The organism is Streptomyces bungoensis (assembly GCF_001514215.1).
GTDB lineage: Bacteria > Actinomycetota > Actinomycetes > Streptomycetales > Streptomycetaceae > Streptomyces > Streptomyces bungoensis.
This window is the reverse complement of sequence record NZ_KQ948853.1, coordinates 58,224-74,835: the sequence shown is the minus strand read 5'-3', so window position 1 is coordinate 74,835 and position 16,612 is coordinate 58,224. Positions and strand designations below refer to the sequence as shown.

Below are 16,612 nucleotides of genomic sequence, written 5' to 3'. Positions count from 1 at the left end.
GAGGCATGATCACAAACCTTACTTCTTCTTGCCCTGGTTCTTGACCGCCTCGATGGCCGCCGCCGCGGCCTCCGGGTCGAGGTACGTGCCGCCGGGGGTGACCGGCTTGAAGTCGGCGTCGAGTTCGTAGGCGAGGGGGATGCCGGTCGGGATGTTCAGGCCCGCGATGTCCGCGTCCGAGATGCCGTCCAGGTGCTTGACCAGGGCGCGCAGGCTGTTGCCGTGGGCGGCGACGAGGACCGTGCGGCCGGCCAGGAGATCGGGGACGATGCCGTCGTACCAGTACGGGAGCATGCGGGAGACGACGTCCTTGAGGCACTCCGTGCGGGGGCGCAGCTCCGGCGGGATCGTCGCGTAGCGCGCGTCGTTCGCCTGGGAGAACTCGGAGGCGTCGGCGAGCGGCGGGGGCGGGGTGTCGTAGGAGCGGCGCCAGAGCATGAACTGCTCCTCGCCGAACTCGGCCAGCGTCGCCGCCTTGTCCTTGCCCTGGAGGGCGCCGTAGTGGCGCTCGTTCAGGCGCCAGCTGCGGTGGACCGGGATCCAGTGGCGGTCGGCGGCCTCGAGGGCCAGCTGGGCGGTGCGGATCGCGCGCTTCTGGAGGGACGTGTGGACCACGTCGGGGAGGAGACCGGCGTCCTTGAGGAGCTCGCCGCCGCGGACTGCCTCCTTCTCGCCCTTCTCGTTCAGGTTGACGTCCACCCAGCCGGTGAACAGGTTCTTCGCGTTCCACTCGCTCTCGCCGTGGCGGAGGAGGATCAGCTTGTACGGTGCGTCGGCCATGGGTCAGAGCGTAATCCACGACTTCGGGCCCCTGCCCCGGCTGACCGGTGGGCGGACGGGGCGCCCATCTTCTGAGCGCGGCCGGCCGCACCTGTTAATTGGGTGGTTCATGCCAAGCATCATCTCGTAAGGTGTGCTCGTCGCCTGTACCGCTTACATCGGGGGGTCCCCTTCCATGCCCGTCGCCCGTCTCAGACGCGCCGCCCGGGAGAGCGTCTCCGGGCTCCCCCGGGAGTTCTGGTGGCTGTGGACCAGCACCCTCGTCAACCGGCTGGGCGCCTTCGTCGCCACCTTCATGGCGCTGTACCTGACGCTCGACCGGGGCTACTCGGCCTCGTACGCCGGTCTCGTCGCCTCGCTGCACGGCCTCGGCGGCGTCGTCTCCTCGCTGGGCGGCGGCGTGATGGCCGACCGGCTCGGCAGGCGGCCGACGATGCTCGTCGCCCAGTCGGCGACCGCCGCCTCCGTCGCCCTGCTCGGCTTCGTGCACGATCCGGTCGCCATCGCAGGCGTCGCCTTCCTGGTCGGCCTGTCCGCGAACGCCTCGCGGCCGGCCGTGCAGGCGATGATGGCGGACATCGTGCGGCCAGAGGACCGGGTGCGGGCCTTCTCGCTCAACTACTGGGCCATCAACCTCGGGTTCGCCGTCTCCTCCATGGCCGCCGGGTTCATCGCGGAGTTCAGCTACCTCGCCGGGTTCCTGATCGAGGCCGGGATGACGGCCGTGTGCGCGCTCGTCGTCTTCCTGAAGGTCCCCGAGTCGCGGCCGGTCCGCGGCGAGCGGGACCAGGGGGACGGGGTCGGGCTGGGGACCGTGCTGCGGGACGGGCGGTACATGGCCGTGGTGGGGCTGTCCTTCCTCGTCGCCCTCGTCTTCCAGCAGGGGTCGGTCGGCCTGCCGGTCGCCATGGGCCGGGCCGGGTTCTCGCCCGCCGACTACGGCCTCGCCGTCGCCGTGAACGGCCTGCTCATCGTCGTCCTGCAGATCCCGGTCACCCGCTTCATCGAGCACCGCGACCCGCGCACGCTGCTCGTCGTCTCCTCGGTCCTCGCGGGCTACGGCTTCGGGCTCACCGCCTTCGCCGGGTCGGTCGGCGTCTTCGCGCTCACCGTGTGCGTGTGGACGCTCGCCGAGATCGTCAACGCGCCGACGCAGACCGGGCTCGTCGTACGGCTGTCACCGGTGCACGGGCGCGGGCGCTACCAGGGCGTGTACTCGCTGTCCTGGTCCCTCGCCGCCCTGGTCGCGCCGCTGATCTCCGGCGCGGTCATCGACCGGTTCGGGGCGCGGTGGCTGTGGGCGATGTGCGCGGCCGTCGGCACGGTGGCGGGGCTCGGGTACGGGGTGCTCATGCGGCGGCTGCCCCGGGAGGAGTCGATCGTCCCGACCCGGGAGGGGCCGGTGCGGGCCGCCGCCGAGGCCTCCGGTCAGGTGTGACGCGGGTCACCTGGGCGGCTGTCACATCGCGGTGGGCTGCCGGGTCATGGATGTGCAGCCACACGGAAAACGCACTCAGGGAGATCGGTTCACCATGGAAGCTCGACTGAACGTCTTAGAGAACGCGGTCGCGGGCAAGTTCATGCGGTACATCAACTCGGCCGGCAAGGTGCTCTCGGACTCGACGCTGCCCGCCGCGACGCAGGAACTGGTGAAGATCCGCGCCAGCCAGATCAACGGCTGCGGCTTCTGCACCGACATGCACACCAAGGACGCCGCCCACGCCGGCGAGACCGCCCAGCGCCTGCACCTCGTGGCCGCCTGGAGGGAGGCCACGGTCTTCACCGACGCCGAGCGCGCCGCGCTGGAGCTGGTGGAGCAGGGCACCCGCATCGCCGACGCGGCCGGCGGTGTGCCGGACGAGGTCTGGGGGAACGCCGCCCAGCACTACGACGAGGACCAGCTCGCCGCCCTGGTGTCGCTCATCGCCCTGATCAACGCCTACAACCGCGTGAACGTCATCGTCCAGCAGGCCGCCGGCGACTACCGGCCGGGCATGTTCGGCTGACCGGCGGCGCACCCCGAGGGGGCGCTCGAAGGACGCATCGCGCTCACGGATGCATCCGCGCCCCCTTCAGCACCTTGTCCACCCCGCCGCGCGGGCCGTACACCGCCAGTCCCACCAGGTCGAGGTCGGCCGTCGGTACGGCGCGCACCGCCGCGCGGTTGTCGCGGTCGTTGCCCGTGGTGAACAGGTCGGCCGTGAACACCGCCCGGGGCAGCGCCCGGCCCAGTGCCCGTGCATGCGCCGCCCGCAGGGTCTCCTTCGTGCCCTCGAAGACCAGCACCGGCTGGCGGAACATCGGCAGGTACGCCACGCCGTCGGCGTCCTCGTACGGCTCCCCGACGACCTCGGGGACCGTCACGCCCAGGCCGCTGACCAGGAACGCGGTGACGTTCAGCCGCTGCCAGGGCTCCAGGTCCGCGCGCAGCAGCACGGCGATCTTCGTGTCGAAACGGAGGGGTTCAGTGCTCATGGGAGGAGACTGCCGACCGGTGCGCGCCCCCGTCTTGTACGTTCTTTGCATGGCCACCCGGCAGGACGTCACGGAAGTCACGGCGTGGCGTCCCCGCGTGCCGGGCGTCACCGAGGTGTTCCACGCGCACTTCACCGAGTACGCCTACCCGATGCACGTCCACGACGCCTGGACGCTGCTCATCGTGGACGACGGGGCCGTGCGGTACGACCTCGACCGGCACGAGCACGGCACCCCGCACGACACCGTCTCGCTGCTGCCGCCGCACGTGCCGCACAACGGCTCCCCCGCCACGCCGGGCGGCTTCCGCAAGCGGGTGGTGTACCTCGACAGCAGCCGGCTCGGGGAGGAGCTGATCGGGCCCGCCGTGGACCGGCCGGACCTGCGGGACCCGGTGCTGCGACGGCGCGTCGGCCAGTTGCACGCCGCGCTCGCCCGCCGCGGCGACGAGCTGGAGGCGGAGAGCCGGCTGACCCTCGTCGGGGAGCGGCTGCGGGACCATCTGCGCGGCCGGGGGGACGGGGACCGGGCGCGCCGGGACCCGTCACTCGCCCGTGCGCTGCGGGAGTTGCTGGACGCGCGGGTCGTGGACGGGGTCTCGCTGGAGGAGGCCGCGCGGCTGCTGCGCGCCCATCCCGCCCATCTGGTGCGGGCGTTCAGCGGCGCGTACGGCATCGCCCCGCACCAGTACCTGATGTCCCGCCGGGTCGGCCGGGCCCGCCGGCTGCTGCTGGACGGGCTGGCGCCGGGCGAGGCGGCGCCGGCGGCCGGGTTCTACGACCAGGCGCATCTGACCCGGCACTTCAAGAGGCTGGTGGGAGTGACCCCCGGACGCTACCGGCTCGGCGCGGCGTGAGGCCCCGTACGGCCGTGGACTCCCGTAGGGCCAAGGACTCCCGTCCGGCCGTGAACTCCCGTACGGCCGTGAACTCCCCGTACGGCCGCCGTGCGGTCAGTCGGCCGGGCGCTCCGTCAGGCGGGCGAACGCCTCCAGGTTCCGCGTCGACTCGCCCCGGGACACCCGCCACGCGTACTCCTTGCGGATCGCGGAGGCGAAGCCCAGCTCCAGCAGGGTGTTGAAGGCGCCGTCGGCGGCCTCCAGGACCTGGCCGAGGAGGCGGTCGATCTCGTCGGCGGTGACGGCCGCGAGCGGGAGGCGGGCGGTGACGTAGACGTCGCCGAGGCGGTCGACGGCGTAACTCATCCCGTACAGCTTGAGGTTGCGCTCCAGCAGCCAGCGGTGGACGCCCGCCGCGTTCTCGTCGGGGTGGCGGATGACGAAGGCGTTCAGGGACAGGGTGTGGCGGCCCACGAGGAGCGAGAGGGTCGTGGAGAGCTTGGCGGTGCCGGGGAGCTTCACGACGTAGTTACCGGGCTCGGGGCTCTCCCACTCCAGCTCGGCGTCCTTCAGCACGTCCTCGACGACCTGTGCGGCCTTCTCGACATCACCCATGCTGGGAGCGTACGCGACGGCGGTGGGACTGGGTCGCGGCCGTGTAGACGTCGGCGGTGGCGGCCGCCGCGGTGTCCCAGCCGAAGGACTGCGCGTGCCGGGCGGCGGCCTCCCCCATGCGCGCCGGCAGGGCGGGCTCGTCGGCGAAACGGCCCAGCACGCGCGCGTAGCCGGCGGGGTCGTGGCCCTGGACGAGGAAGCCGGTGGTGCCGTCGCGCACGGCCACCGGGAGCCCGCCGACGGAGGCCGCGAGCACCGGGGTGCCGGCGGCCTGCGCCTCCACGGCGACCAGGCCGAAGGACTCGCTGTAGGACGGCATCACGAGGACGGAGGCGGCCCGGAACCAGTCCGCGAGCTGCTCCTGGCCGACCGGCGGACGGAAGCGTACGACGTCGGCTATGCCGAGCCGGGCGGCGAGCTTCTGCAGGCCCTCGGGCTTGGCGAGGCCGCTGCCGCTGGGGCCGCCGACGACCGGGACGAGGATGCGCGAACGCAGCTCGGGGCGCTCGTCCAGCAGGACGGCTACCGCGCGCAGCAGGATGTCCGGCGCCTTCAGCGGCTGTATGCGGCCCGCGAAGAGGGGGATCAGGGCGTCCTGCGGGAGACCGAGGCGGGCGCGGGCGGCGGCGCGGCCGTCGGCGGGGCGGAAGCGGTCGAGGTTCACCCCGGGGTGGACGACGGCGACCTTGGCGGGGTCGGCCGCGTAGTGCCGGACGAGTTCGCCGGCCTCCTCGGCGGTGTTGGCGATGAGCCGGTCGGCGGCGGCGACGATCTGGGTCTCGCCGATGACGCGGGCGGCGGGCTCGGGGGTGTCGCCGGCGGCCAGGTTGGCGTTCTTTACCTTGGCCATGGTGTGCATGGCGTGCACCAGGGGGACGCCCCAGCGCTGGGCGGCGAGCCAGCCGACGTGGCCGGAGAGCCAGTAGTGGGAGTGGACGAGGTCGTAGTACCCGGGGCGGTGGCCGGCCCAGGCCTGCATCACGCCGTGGGTGAAGGCGCACAGCTGCGCCGGGAGGTCCTCCTTGGCGAGGCCCTCGTAGGGGCCGGCGTCGACGTGCCGGACGACGACGCCGGGGGCGAGGTCGACGCGCGGGGGGAGGCCGCCCTCCGTGGCGCGGGTGAAGATCTCGACCTCGATGTTGATCGCGGCCAGGCGCTGGGCCAGCTCCACGATGTACACGTTCATGCCGCCGGCGTCGCCGGTGCCGGGCTGGTGGAGCGGGGAGGTGTGCACGGAGAGCATGGCGACGCGCCGGGGCCTGCGGTGCAGCCGGAGCCGTGGGGGTGCCGCCGGAGAGCGACGCCCGAGCCTGTTGACGTACTGGCTCACGTGGCGTTCCTCCTCGCTGCGGGCATGCCTGCCGGAGGACCGGTCCGCCCTCCAAGGGAGTGCAACAGCGGACGGGTGCCCTGCCATTTCCCGGCGAAGCGGCTTTACCGAATCATGACCATTGATCGATCAACTGTTCGGGGCGGTGCCGCGTCGACCGTGCCGACGCGGGACACCGTGTCCATGACCGGCGTTTGACCAGGCCCGGAGGAGCCGGTGACCAGGCTTTCAAGGGATGTTCACCTGCACCGATACAACCTTTGACAGTACATGCACAGGGCAGGTAGACGTGTCGGGCCGCCCTCTCCCGCGCGCGCAGTGCCGGTGCTCCGCGGCTCCCCCTCGACCCCTAAGGACCAGCGTGCCCCTCTCCCGTCACGCCGCCAGGGCGGCCCGTGTCGTCGGCACCTCGGCCGTCGCCGCCGCGCTCTGCGTCACCGCCGCGCAGACCGCGCTCGCATGCAGCATCGGCGACTTCTCCGCGTCCCCCGCCTGCGACGCCCGGGGCAAGGGCGTCATCCGGGTCACCGACAAGGACCCCTCCGGCACCCCGGCCACCGTCACCCTGTACGTGCAGCTGAGCATGCCCGGCGGCCAGCGGGAGGTGGACAAGGCGACGATCGACCACTCGACCGCGCAGGGCGTCGGCGTCGACCTGCACCCGCTGGACTGGTACGCCGGGGAGACCTTCGTGGTCCACGTCAAGGCCGGTGACCAGGTCGACGAGGACATCGAGCCGCCGGTGGTCGTCCCGGACGACTTCACGTGCAAGCCCGCGGGCGGCGGCCCCTCGGCGTCCCCGTCGCCCTCGGCGCCGTCGGCGCACCCCTCCGCGACTCCCAGCACGCAGCCGAGCCCGGCCCACAGCAGCAGCAGCGCCCCCACCCCGGCCGCGAGCGGCGCCCCGTCCCCCGCGGGCGGCGGCACCCACCTCGCCGAGACCGGCGCGGGCAACAGCACCCCGCTGGTTGCCGGCGCGGCGGCCGCCCTGGTCCTGGCCGGCGGCGGCATCGCCCTCGGCCTGCGACGGAAGGCGGCCCGAAGCTCCCGCTGACCCCGGCGCCTCCCGTCCGGCGCGGGCGGGCTCCCGGGCCCCGTCCCGGCAACACGCAGGGGCGGGCGCCCACTCGGCCTGCGGCGCAAGGCAGCCCCAAACTCCCACTGACCCGGCGCCTCCCGCCCACCGAGTGCCCGACTCGCGGGCCCCGTCCAGACAGCACGCAGGGGCGGGCGCCCACTCGGCCTGCGGCGCAAGGCAGCCCAACGCTCCCACTGACCCGGCGCCTCCCGCCCGCCGAGGGCAGGCTCACGGGCACGGCCCGGCAGCGCGCAGGGGCCGGAGCCCACTGGGCCTGCCGCGCAAGGCAGCCGGAGCTCCCACCGACCCCAAGACCCAGCCCCCCGAGGACAGACGCACGGGCTCCGTCCCGACAGCACGCAAGGGCGGGCGCCCACTCGGCCTGCGGCGCAAGGCAGTCCCAAACTCCCACTGCCCCAAGCCCCCCGCCAGCCGAGGGCAGGCTCGCGGGCCCCGGCCCGGCAGTGCGTGGGGCGGGCGCCCTTACCCTCGTAGGCATGGCTGCCCGCGTCGCGACCCTCCCCCACCCCCGGCTTCGCTCGGGCGCGGGGACCCCCGTCGTGGGGAACGTGACGCGGGGGACCACCAACCCGAACCGGCTGCGCCGCATGGACCGGTGGATCGCGGCCGTGCACGGGGCCGAGCTGCGGCGCGCGGCCGACCCGGTGGCCGTGGACCTCGGGTACGGCGCCGCGCCCTGGACCGCCGTCGAGCTGCTCGGCCGGCTGCGCACGGCCGCGCCCCGCGCGCGCGTGGTCGGTGTCGAGATCGAACCGGAGCGGGTCGCGGCGGCGAAGCCGTACGAGCGGGACGGCCTGGTCTTCCGGCACGGCGGCTTCGAGGTCCCGGTGCCCGGGCGGCCGGTGCTGGTCCGGGCCGCAAACGTGCTGCGGCAGTACGCCGAGGACGAGGTCGCCGGCGTGTGGCAGCGGCTGTGCGCGCGGCTCGCCCCGGCGGGCGGCGGCTCCCGCGGCGGGCTGCTGGTCGAGGGCACCTGCGACGAGATCGGGCGGCGGCACGTGTGGGTGGCGCTCGGCCCGGAGGGGCCGCGGACCGTCACCTTCGCCACCCGCCTGGGCTCCCTGGAGCGGCCCTCGGACCTGGCCGAGCGGCTGCCGAAGGCACTGATCCACCGCAACGTGCCCGGTGAACCGGTGCACGCGTTCCTGCGCGACTTCGACCGCGCCTGGGCCGCCGCCGCGCCCTTCGCCTCCTACGGCGCCCGGCAGCGCTGGATCCGCGCGGTGCGGGACCTGGCGTCCGACTGGCCGCTGACCGACTCCCCGGCGCGCTGGCGGCAGGGCGAAGTCACCGTGGCCTGGGACGCGTTGGCGCCGCGCCTCGGCTGAACGCCTGAACCGGGCCCGGCCGGGAACGATCTCCGTGCGGCGTTCGTCACACCGGCGAGGGGGATCGGCGCCTCTGTCGTTTTGCGTGTCGCCGTGGCACGATCCTCGGGCGACCGTATGTTACTGATGATTAATCAGTTGGGGGAGAAGTATGGGTACGGGCAAGCGCGGCCTGCTCACGGCCGCCCTCACCGTGGTCTGCGCCGTGACCGTCCTGGCGGCGCCCGGCACGGCGTTCGCGGCCCCCGGCCCCACCCCCACGCCGACCGCATCCCCCGCCCCCCCGCCCGGCAAGGACCTCGAGAAGGTCCGGGAGAGACTCGACAGGCTCTACCACGACGCGGCCGTCGCCACCGACGCCTACAACGCGGCCGAGGAGGCGACGAAGCAGCAGTCCGCCCGGATCGCGGAGCTGGCGAAGAAGATCGTCGAGGGCCGGCAGCGGCTGGAGCGGCTCAGGGACCAGGCCGGCGCGGCCGCCCGGGCCCAGTACCGCACCGGCGGACTGCCGCCCACGGCCCGGTTCCTGCTCAGCGACGACCCGCAGGCGTTCCTCGACGGCACCGGCACGGTGCTCAACGGCCAGCGGGCGACGAAGAAGCTGATCGCCGAAATGACCCGCGCCCAGAAGGACTTGAAGGCCTACGCCGACGACGCCTCCGCGCGGTGGAAGAAGCTGGAGACCAACCGCAAGGCCAAGGCCGCCGCGAAGAAGAGGATCAAGCAGCAGATCGCCGCCGCCGAGCAGCTCGAGTCCCAGCTGGAGGAGAAGGAGAAGGAGCGGCTCGCCGAGCTGGAGCAGGACGCCGCCCACAAGGCGCAGACCGCCTGGCTGGACACGGGCATCCTCAAGGAGATCGGCGGCAAGGCCTCCGCGCAGGGCAGGAAGGCGGTGCGGTTCGCCACGGAGCAGCTGGGCAAGCCGTACGTGTGGGGCGCCGAGGGCCCCGACTCCTTCGACTGCTCGGGTCTGACCTCCCAGGCCTGGACGCACGCGGGGCACCCCGTTCCGCGCACCTCCCAGGAGCAGTGGAAGCAGCTCCGGCACGTCGACGTCAAGGACATGCGCCCCGGCGACCTGATCATCTACTTCGACGACGCCAGCCACGTCGCGATGTACGTCGGCGACGGCACGATCATCCACGCCCCGCGCCCCGGGCGGACGGTGACGATCGCGGGCGCGGGCTCGATGCCGATCCTGGGGGTCGTGCGGCCGGACGCGTGAGCCGCACGGCGCGGCCGCGCGCCCTCGTGACGCAGCTCATGTGACCCACCGCACGCCCAACCCCCGCCCAAACCCGGGCCGTACGTGAGCTTCGTCATTCCCGCGCCCCGGGCGACCTGTCCAACTGCGGCACGGAACAGGGCATATGACAGGGTCCTGCGCCCCGGCGACGGGGCTCACACCATTCCATCGGGGTGGGCACTACCGCTATGGTCACCCGACGGTGGGTCGAGGTCCCTCGTCCCGCCATGCCCTCGGGGGGAGGGAAGGAACCAGGACGATGCCCGTACCCGTACCGCGGCAGAGAGCGATCCCGGCCGTGGAGAGTGGTCAGGCGCAGACCGCCGCCCCAGGCGGCGGCCACCTCAGGGAAGAGGCTCAGCCGAGCACCCCGGCCGGCGCCGCGCTCACCCTGCTGCTGATCGAGGACGATCCGGCCGGCTCGCCGATCGTCCCCGAGCTGCTGGACTCCGCCGGCAAGCCCGTGCGCGTGCGCACCGCCCGCAACCTCACCGAGGCCGAGCGGCTGCTCACCGACGACGTCCACTGCATCCTGCTGGACCTGGCGCTCCCGGCGCCCGGCCGCACCGGCGGGGACGACGAGCTGGCCGTGCTCCGGCACGTGCTCGAGCTCGCGCCCCGGCACGCCGTGCTCGCGCTGACCGCCTCCGGCGACGCCGAGCGCGGCGCCGAGGCCGTGCGCGTGGGCGCCCAGGACTACCTGTTCCGGGACGAGCTGGACGGCCGCCTGCTCAGCCGCGCGATCCGCTACGCGGTGGAGCGGAAGCGGTCCGACACCGCCGAGCGGCGCCTGGCCGAGGGCAAGCTGCGCGCGCAGGAGAACCGCCGGCTGGAGCGCGGCCTGCTGCCGACCCCGCTGCTGGAGGGCTCCTCGCTGCGCTTCGCCGCCCGCTACCGCCCGGGCCGCTCGCGCGCGCTGCTCGGCGGCGACTTCTACGACGCCGTCCGCACCCCCGACGGCACCGTGCACGCCATGATCGGCGACGTCTGCGGCCACGGCCCGGACGAGGCCGCGCTCGGCGTGGAGCTGCGCATCGCCTGGCGGGCGCTGACACTGGCGGGCCTGTGCGGGGACGAGCTGCTGGGGACGCTGCAGGAGGTGCTGGAGCACGAGCGGTCGGACGAGGAGATCTTCGCGACGCTGTGCACGGTGGACATCGCCCCCGACGGGCGCCGCGCGGGCCTGTGCCTGGCCGGCCACCCGTCCCCGCTGATAGCCCGCCCCGGCCGCGCGCCGAAGCTGCTGCCGTACGACAACAACGGCCCCGCCCTCGGCCTGCTGCCCGGCGCCCGCTGGCCGCGGATGCAGGTGGAGCTGGGGGCCGAGTGGAGCCTGATGCTTTACACCGACGGCCTGATCGAGGGCCGGATCGGCACGGGCGGGGAGCGGCTCGGGCAGGACGGCATGGTGGAGATGATCAGCCGCCAGCTGGCCGGGGGCCTGCGCGGCGAGGACCTGCTGCGGGCCGCGGTGAGCGAGGTCCGCGACCTCAACGGCGGTGAACTGACGGACGACGTCGCGGTGGTCCTGCTGGACCGCACCCCGTAGACCGCCCGGGAACCCCGACCCTGGCTGACGACTCCCGCCGGCGACCGGTCAGCGGCCGCCGTTGTACGGCCCGTAGGGACCGTCGCTGCTGCTGCCGCCGCGGCGGCGGTTCCAGCCGCCGCCACCGGAGACCTGCCTGACGGCGGGGCGTACGTCCACGAGGTACACGATGCTCGCGACCGCGCCGGCGATCGGCAGGATCGACAGCAGGGAGAACAGGTAGCTGACGACGAGGGCGATGCCCAGGATGATCAGCCAGAACACCTTGTTCTGCTTGTCGGCCGCGCGGAAGGCGTCCTCGCGCCGGAACGCGGCGTCGACCAGCCCGAACGCGGCCAGTGCCATGAGGACGATCTTCAAGATCCCCATGAACCCCGCGAAGCCCAACATCAGCATGCCGCCCACCGCCCGCTGTCTCCCGATCCCGATCCCGATTACGCCGTCACCGTACCCAGAGAACGGGCCGGACACCGCAAAGGTGCCCGGCCCGTTCACAGCCCGGCGGTCACTTCGCGGGCGGGGTCGTCTTCTTGGCGGCCGGGGTGGCCTTGCGCGGCGCCGGGGCGGAGGCCGGGGGCTGGACCGGGGCCGGGGCCGGGGTCGGGGTCTTCTTCGCCACGGGCTTCTTCACGGCGGCGGGCTCGGTCCGGACCTCGGCCGGCTTCGGCTCCTCGGTGACGGTGACCGGCTCGGCCTTGCCCTCGACCGCGATCGCCAGGTCCTCGATCTCCTCGGCGGCCTCGCCGCGCCAGGTCTTCACGGCCTGCTCGCCGTGCTCGGCGACCCGCTCGTAGGTCTCACGGGCCTTGACGGCGTACTCGGCGGCGACGCCGACACCGCGCAGGGCGAGGTCCTGGGCGGTCTCGCCGAGCTTCTTCAGGTCCACGTCCAGGGTGCCGATGAACTCGCCCACCTTGGACTGGAGGGTCTCCTGCGCCTCCTTGGCCCGGGCGGTGGCCCTCTCCTGCACGGCCTTCGGGTCGGTGCCGCGCACCTTCTCGATGCGGGCCGGGGCCTCGGCGCGCAGCTGCTCGACCAGGGCGGGCACCTTCTTGGCCTGCTGGAGGGCGAGGTCGGCGGTGCCGGCGGCGAAGTAGAGCGGGGTCGGGTCGCTGAGGGTCTTGCGCAGGTCGTCGGTAATGGCCATGGTGATGGTCCTCCCGGATTCGCTTTCGGCTGAGGGTTTGTGTGGTCCGCGGTGTGGCGGTAGGGGCTGACTTGTCGAGGGCCCGCCCTATCCGGCCGTCCGCCGCGGACCGGCATCACTGCCGCCGGCCGTGCGGGCGCCGCGTACGGCGGTGTCGCTCACGGTATCCCCGGCGTCCTCGGCGGCCGCTTCGCCGGTCCCGAATCCGTTCTCCTTGCGGAAGGACTCGTAGATCTGGAGCAGCACCTGCTTCTGCCGCTCGTTCAGCGAGGGATCGGCGAGGATGACGGCGCGCGTCTCCACCTCGTCCCGGTCCCGTTCGGCGTCGAGGATGCCGGCACGGACGTACAGCGTCTCGGCGGAGATGCGCAGCGCCTTGGCGACCTGCTGGAGCACCTCCGCGCTGGGCTTGCGCAGCCCGCGCTCGATCTGGCTCAGGTACGGATTGGACACCCCGGCGGCGTCGGCGAGCTGCCGCAGCGACAGCTGAGCGTTTCGCCGCTGCTCGCGCAGGTACTCACCGAGATTGCCGACGTTGAGCGATGCCATGCCTCCACCTTGCCGCACCTCCGCTAACAATTGCAAGCATCCGCTTGCAAGAGTGCGCCACACCACGCCGGGGGTTCATCCGTTCGCCGTCCGGCGCCGCCGGTTCCCGGTGCACCCGGCGGTCAGGATGGCTGGACCTGGTCGAAGTGCGCGAGGGCTTCGGTGGGGTCCGGGCTCACCAGGCGTTCCAGGCCGGCCGTCGTGATCTCCGCCCACCTGCCGGCCCGCGTCCACATCCGCTCCTCGAAGGCGCGGACGGCCTCATCCAGGTCTTCGGGGCAGGCGGCGACGGACTCGGCGAGCTCGGCGCCGTCCAGCATCGCGAGGTTCGCGCCCACCCCCAGGGGAGGCATCAGATGGGCGGCGTCGCCCAGGAGCGTCACCCCGGGGACGTGGGTCCAGGTGTGGGACACGGGCAGGACGTGGAGGGGGCGGGAGACGAAGGCGGTGCCGTGGCGCAGGAGGTCGAGGACGGGAGCGGCCCAGCCGTCGAACAGGGCCAGCAGGGTCGACCGCGCGGCCTCGACGTCGGTCGGGTCCGTGTTCGTGTGCCAGTCCAGCGGCGTGCGGAATCTGGCGTACACCTTCACGTGGCCGCCGCTGCTGCGCTGCGCGACGAGGCTTCGGTTCACGCCGTACACGGCCACGGAACCGTCGCCGATCAACCGGGCGAGGTCGGGGTGGCGGGTGTCGACGTCGTCGAGGGAGGTCTCGACCGTGGTGACGCCGGTGTAGTGCGGCGTCACCGGCGAGACGGCCGGGCGGACCCGGGACCGGGCGCCGTCCGCGCCGACCACGAGGTCGAACGCCTCCTGCCGCCCATCCGCGAAATGGACCCGTACGCCGTCCCGGGTCCCCGGCACCACCCGCGTCACGCCCCGGCCCCACTGGACGTCGAGAGGACCGAGCAGCAGGTCACGGAGCTGCCCGCGGTCGATCTCGGGATTGGCCCGGTCACCGGGACGGGGCCGCCAGTCGCGCAGGACGGTCCCGGCCGTGTCCAGGATGCGCATGGCCTGCCCCTCGGGACGGGACAGCGCCTCGAACTCCGCCAGCAGCCCCGCCTTGTCCATCGCGAGCTGGCCCAGCCCCTCGTGCAGATCCAGCGTGCCGCCCGGGGGTCGTGCGTCGGGGGCGGGATCGCGTTCGAGGACGGCGACGGGGTGGCCGTGGCGGTGCAGGACGCGGGCGAAGGAAAGGCCGCCGGGACCGCCTCCGACCACTGCGATGCGTCGTCTCATGGCGATACACCGTATCGACACCGCGTCACCGGGACGCGGCGCGAAAGCGGGCGACCAGTGTGCCCAACACCGTTCGGAGCACACGGCTGAGCACGAGTCCTGGCAACAGGACTCACTCCCACTCGGTCCTGTGGAACGGTGGAGGCATGCGACCGGACGGCTGGCACCTCACCGAAGACGTCGACGAATTCCTCGCCCGCGCAGGGGACTTCCTGCGTGCGCGGCCCGGCCTGCACGTCCTGCAGCTGACGTGGGCGGAGAGGGTGCGCAAGCGCGGTGCGGCGGCGTTCGGCGCCGAAACCGCCGTCTTCGGGGTGCTGGAGCGGGCGGGCCGGGTCCACGGCACCTTCTACCGCCTCGCGCCCCGCGGTGTCGGCCTCTCCCCGCTCACGCCGGAGCAGGCCGACTCCCTCGCCGCCCACCTGGCCGCCCTCGGGCACTCCCTGCCCTCCGCCGGCGCGGACCACGGCACCGCCACCGCTTTCGCCGAGGCCTGGCAGCGGCGCACCGGCGCGACGCCGAGGCTCCGCGACCCACGGCTCCGGCTGTACCGCCTCGGCACGCTCACCACGCCGGAGCCGCCGGCGGGCCGGGGCCGCGTCCTGGGCGAGGAGGACCTCGACCAAGTCATGTACTGGTGCGGCGAGTTCGCCAAGGCCGTCGGGGAGGATGTCGCCGTCGACGCCGGCTCGTGGGCCGGCACCCGGTTCGCCGACAAGCGCTACACGCTCTGGGAGACCCCGGACGGCACCCCCGTCTCCGTCGCGGGCATGAACCCGCTGATCGGCGGCCAGATCCAGGTGGACGTCGTCTACACACCGGCCCACCTGCGCGGACGCGGCTACGCGGCCGCCGTGACGGCGGAGGTGAGCCGGGCCGCGCTGGCCGCGGGCGCCGAGGACGTCGTGCTGTTCGCGGACCTGTCCAATCCGGCCAGCAACGCCCTCTACCGGCGCCTCGGCTATCGCCCGCTCAACGACTGGTCCTCCTACGACTTCTCGTGACGGCTCCTCAGGACGCCGGGACGCCCCGGCGGACGGCGAGGGCGGCGGTGAGGCAGACCGCTCCGGCGACCGCCAGCGCGGACGCCGGGCCGAGCGCCGCCGACACGCCGGTCGCCGCCGCCAGGGTGAGGGTCTCCAGGCTCATCCGCGCCGTGCCGAACAGCGCGGCGCCCGCGCCGCCGCGCCGCGCGGGGACGTGGGTGAGCGCCTGCCCGTCCGGGACGCCCTCGGTCAGGCCGAGGCACAGGCCGATGGCCCCGGACGCGGCGAGCATGGCGGCGGGTCCGCTGGTCAGCTGGAGGACGGCCGCCGCGGCGGCGCAGCCGAACAGGGCGGTCGTCACCAGCCGCCGTGCCCGCCGGCGCGCGAGCCGGGCGGCCGCGAGCGGCAGGACCGTGGAGGGCACGGTCAGCAGGCTGAGCACGACCGCCGCCTCGCCCGCCCCCATGCGCCGGGCGGAGCCGAGCTGCGGGAGCGCGGCCAGCGCCACCACGAGCATCCCCATGAAGGCGCCCGTCGCGACGGCGTACGCGCGGTAGGCGGGGATCCGCAGGAGGTCGAGGGGGATCGCGGGCTGCGCCGCGCGCCGTTCCACCCGGACGAGCCGGACGGCGCCGGCCGCCGCCGCGGCCAGGAGCAGGGCCGGTCCCCACCAGGGGACCCCGTCCCCGACGCCCAGCCCCAGCGCGGTGACCGCGGCGGCGACGGTCCCGCCGAAGAGGAGGGCGCCGGCCAGGTCGAAGCGCCCCGGCGGCTCGGGGTCGCGCAGGGCCGGCAGGCCGAGTGTCGCCAGGGCCGCGAGGGCGGCGACGGCCCCCGGCGCGAGGAACACGAGCGGCCAGCCGCCGACGGCCAGAAGGCCCTGGGCGACGAGCGGTCCCAGCGCCAGGCTGCCGCCCAGTACGGCGCCCGTCCAGCCGTACACCCGGCGCCGCTCCTCGGGCGGGTACACGGCCAGGACCATGGACGATCCCCCGGCGGCGCACATGGCCGCACCGACGCCGGCGGCCGCGCGCAGGGCCACCAGGGACGGCAGGTCCGGGGCGAGGGCGGACAGCAGCCCGGTGACGGCGACCAGGACGTTGCCGGCGGCGAAGAAGCGGGTCCGGGAGACCCGGTCGGCCGTGGCCCCCGCGAGCAGCAGGGCCGCGGCGAAGAGCCCGTTGTAGGCGAGGACGATCCACGGTCCCAGCGCGGCCGCGCCCGGCAGACGGGCGCCCGCGTCGGGGACGGCGGCCGTCGCGCCGGTGATGGCCAGGGGGAAGACGGCGGTGGAGACGAGGTCGGCGACGAGGACACGCCGACGCCGGGGACGGGACAGGGGGAACAAGGGTGCGCTCCGGAACGGGAGGAGTCCGAGCACCACGAAGGCGCTCCTGGCCTGGAGGGGCAGGAGCGACGGCATCAACGG

General features: G+C 73.9%; 17 protein-coding genes. 8 read left to right on the top strand and 9 right to left on the bottom strand.

The window, feature by feature from the left end; genetic code table 11:
• Nucleotides 1-18: 18 nt before the first annotated feature.
• Complete coding sequence (locus tag AQJ66_RS07855) at nt 19-780, bottom strand: phosphoglyceromutase (protein ID WP_061918518.1); 762 nt, start codon at nt 778-780, stop codon at nt 19-21.
• Nucleotides 781-955: 175 nt separating this feature from the next.
• Here AQJ66_RS07855 and AQJ66_RS07850 point away from each other — a divergent pair, with 175 nt between their 5' ends.
• Together AQJ66_RS07850 and AQJ66_RS07845 are read left to right on the top strand one after the other, a co-directional pair.
• Nucleotides 956-2,218, top strand: a complete 1,263-nt coding sequence (locus AQJ66_RS07850; protein WP_061918515.1) for an MDR family MFS transporter — start codon at nt 956-958, stop codon at nt 2,216-2,218.
• A gap of 94 nt (nt 2,219-2,312) precedes the next feature.
• Complete coding sequence (locus AQJ66_RS07845) at nt 2,313-2,786, top strand: carboxymuconolactone decarboxylase family protein (RefSeq protein WP_061918513.1); 474 nt, start codon at nt 2,313-2,315, stop codon at nt 2,784-2,786.
• Between the two features lie 43 nt (nt 2,787-2,829).
• Here AQJ66_RS07845 and AQJ66_RS07840 read toward each other — a convergent pair whose 3' ends face one another.
• Nucleotides 2,830-3,255, bottom strand: coding sequence for a DUF2000 domain-containing protein (locus AQJ66_RS07840; RefSeq protein WP_061918511.1), 426 nt, complete (start codon nt 3,253-3,255; stop codon nt 2,830-2,832).
• Nucleotides 3,256-3,304: 49 nt separating this feature from the next.
• Between AQJ66_RS07840 and AQJ66_RS07835 the strand changes: the two genes are divergently transcribed.
• Entirely contained in the window at nt 3,305-4,111 is an 807-nt protein-coding gene (locus tag AQJ66_RS07835) for an AraC family transcriptional regulator (RefSeq protein ID WP_061918509.1), read from the top strand.
• Nucleotides 4,112-4,207: 96 nt separating this feature from the next.
• Here the strand turns inward: AQJ66_RS07835 and AQJ66_RS07830 are convergent, their stop codons facing one another.
• Together AQJ66_RS07830 and mshA are read right to left on the bottom strand one after the other, a co-directional pair.
• The gene (locus AQJ66_RS07830) at nt 4,208-4,708 is read right to left on the bottom strand and encodes a type III secretion system chaperone family protein (protein WP_061918507.1); all 501 of its coding nucleotides are present in this window, start codon (nt 4,706-4,708) and stop codon (nt 4,208-4,210) included.
• Nucleotides 4,701-6,038, bottom strand: coding sequence for a D-inositol-3-phosphate glycosyltransferase (mshA, locus tag AQJ66_RS07825; RefSeq protein ID WP_061918506.1), 1,338 nt, complete (start codon nt 6,036-6,038; stop codon nt 4,701-4,703). Before mshA ends, AQJ66_RS07830 begins: the two co-directional genes overlap by 8 nt.
• 361 nt (nt 6,039-6,399) lie before the next feature.
• Between mshA and AQJ66_RS07820 the strand changes: the two genes are divergently transcribed.
• From AQJ66_RS07820 to AQJ66_RS07805, 4 genes are all read left to right on the top strand, one after another.
• Complete coding sequence (locus AQJ66_RS07820; RefSeq protein ID WP_061918504.1) at nt 6,400-7,092, top strand: LAETG motif-containing sortase-dependent surface protein; 693 nt, start codon at nt 6,400-6,402, stop codon at nt 7,090-7,092.
• 632 nt (nt 7,093-7,724) lie between these two features.
• Nucleotides 7,725-8,465 (top strand): class I SAM-dependent methyltransferase, encoded by a 741-nt coding sequence (locus AQJ66_RS07815; protein ID WP_244162788.1) that lies wholly within the window; start codon nt 7,725-7,727, stop codon nt 8,463-8,465.
• Nucleotides 8,466-8,616: 151 nt separating this feature from the next.
• The gene (locus AQJ66_RS07810; protein ID WP_061918502.1) at nt 8,617-9,690 is read left to right on the top strand and encodes a C40 family peptidase; all 1,074 of its coding nucleotides are present in this window, start codon (nt 8,617-8,619) and stop codon (nt 9,688-9,690) included.
• Between the two features lie 280 nt (nt 9,691-9,970).
• Complete coding sequence (locus AQJ66_RS07805) at nt 9,971-11,260, top strand: PP2C family protein-serine/threonine phosphatase (RefSeq protein ID WP_061918500.1); 1,290 nt, start codon at nt 9,971-9,973, stop codon at nt 11,258-11,260.
• Nucleotides 11,261-11,308: 48 nt separating this feature from the next.
• Here AQJ66_RS07805 and AQJ66_RS07800 read toward each other — a convergent pair whose 3' ends face one another.
• The 4 genes from AQJ66_RS07800 to AQJ66_RS07785 form a co-directional block, all read right to left on the bottom strand.
• The gene (locus AQJ66_RS07800) at nt 11,309-11,656 is read right to left on the bottom strand and encodes a DUF2516 family protein (RefSeq protein ID WP_061919335.1); all 348 of its coding nucleotides are present in this window, start codon (nt 11,654-11,656) and stop codon (nt 11,309-11,311) included.
• A 109-nt stretch (nt 11,657-11,765) separates the two neighbouring features.
• Nucleotides 11,766-12,407 (bottom strand): hypothetical protein, encoded by a 642-nt coding sequence (locus AQJ66_RS07795; RefSeq protein WP_061918498.1) that lies wholly within the window; start codon nt 12,405-12,407, stop codon nt 11,766-11,768.
• 87 nt (nt 12,408-12,494) lie between these two features.
• Nucleotides 12,495-12,956, bottom strand: a complete 462-nt coding sequence (locus AQJ66_RS07790) for a helix-turn-helix domain-containing protein (protein ID WP_061918496.1) — start codon at nt 12,954-12,956, stop codon at nt 12,495-12,497.
• A 122-nt stretch (nt 12,957-13,078) separates the two neighbouring features.
• Nucleotides 13,079-14,197, bottom strand: a complete 1,119-nt coding sequence (locus tag AQJ66_RS07785) for an FAD-dependent oxidoreductase (protein WP_061918494.1) — start codon at nt 14,195-14,197, stop codon at nt 13,079-13,081.
• A gap of 146 nt (nt 14,198-14,343) precedes the next feature.
• On the opposite strand from AQJ66_RS07785, the gene AQJ66_RS07780 reads away from it, so the two are divergent.
• Nucleotides 14,344-15,201 carry a GNAT family N-acetyltransferase gene (locus AQJ66_RS07780; RefSeq protein WP_061918492.1) on the top strand — a complete coding sequence of 286 codons (858 nt, stop codon included), beginning with the start codon at nt 14,344-14,346 and terminating at the stop codon, nt 15,199-15,201.
• Between the two features lie 7 nt (nt 15,202-15,208).
• On the opposite strand, the gene AQJ66_RS07775 is transcribed toward AQJ66_RS07780, so the two are convergent.
• Entirely contained in the window at nt 15,209-16,606 is a 1,398-nt protein-coding gene (locus AQJ66_RS07775; RefSeq protein WP_244162772.1) for an MFS transporter, read from the bottom strand.
• Between the last annotated feature and the right edge of the window lie 6 nt (nt 16,607-16,612).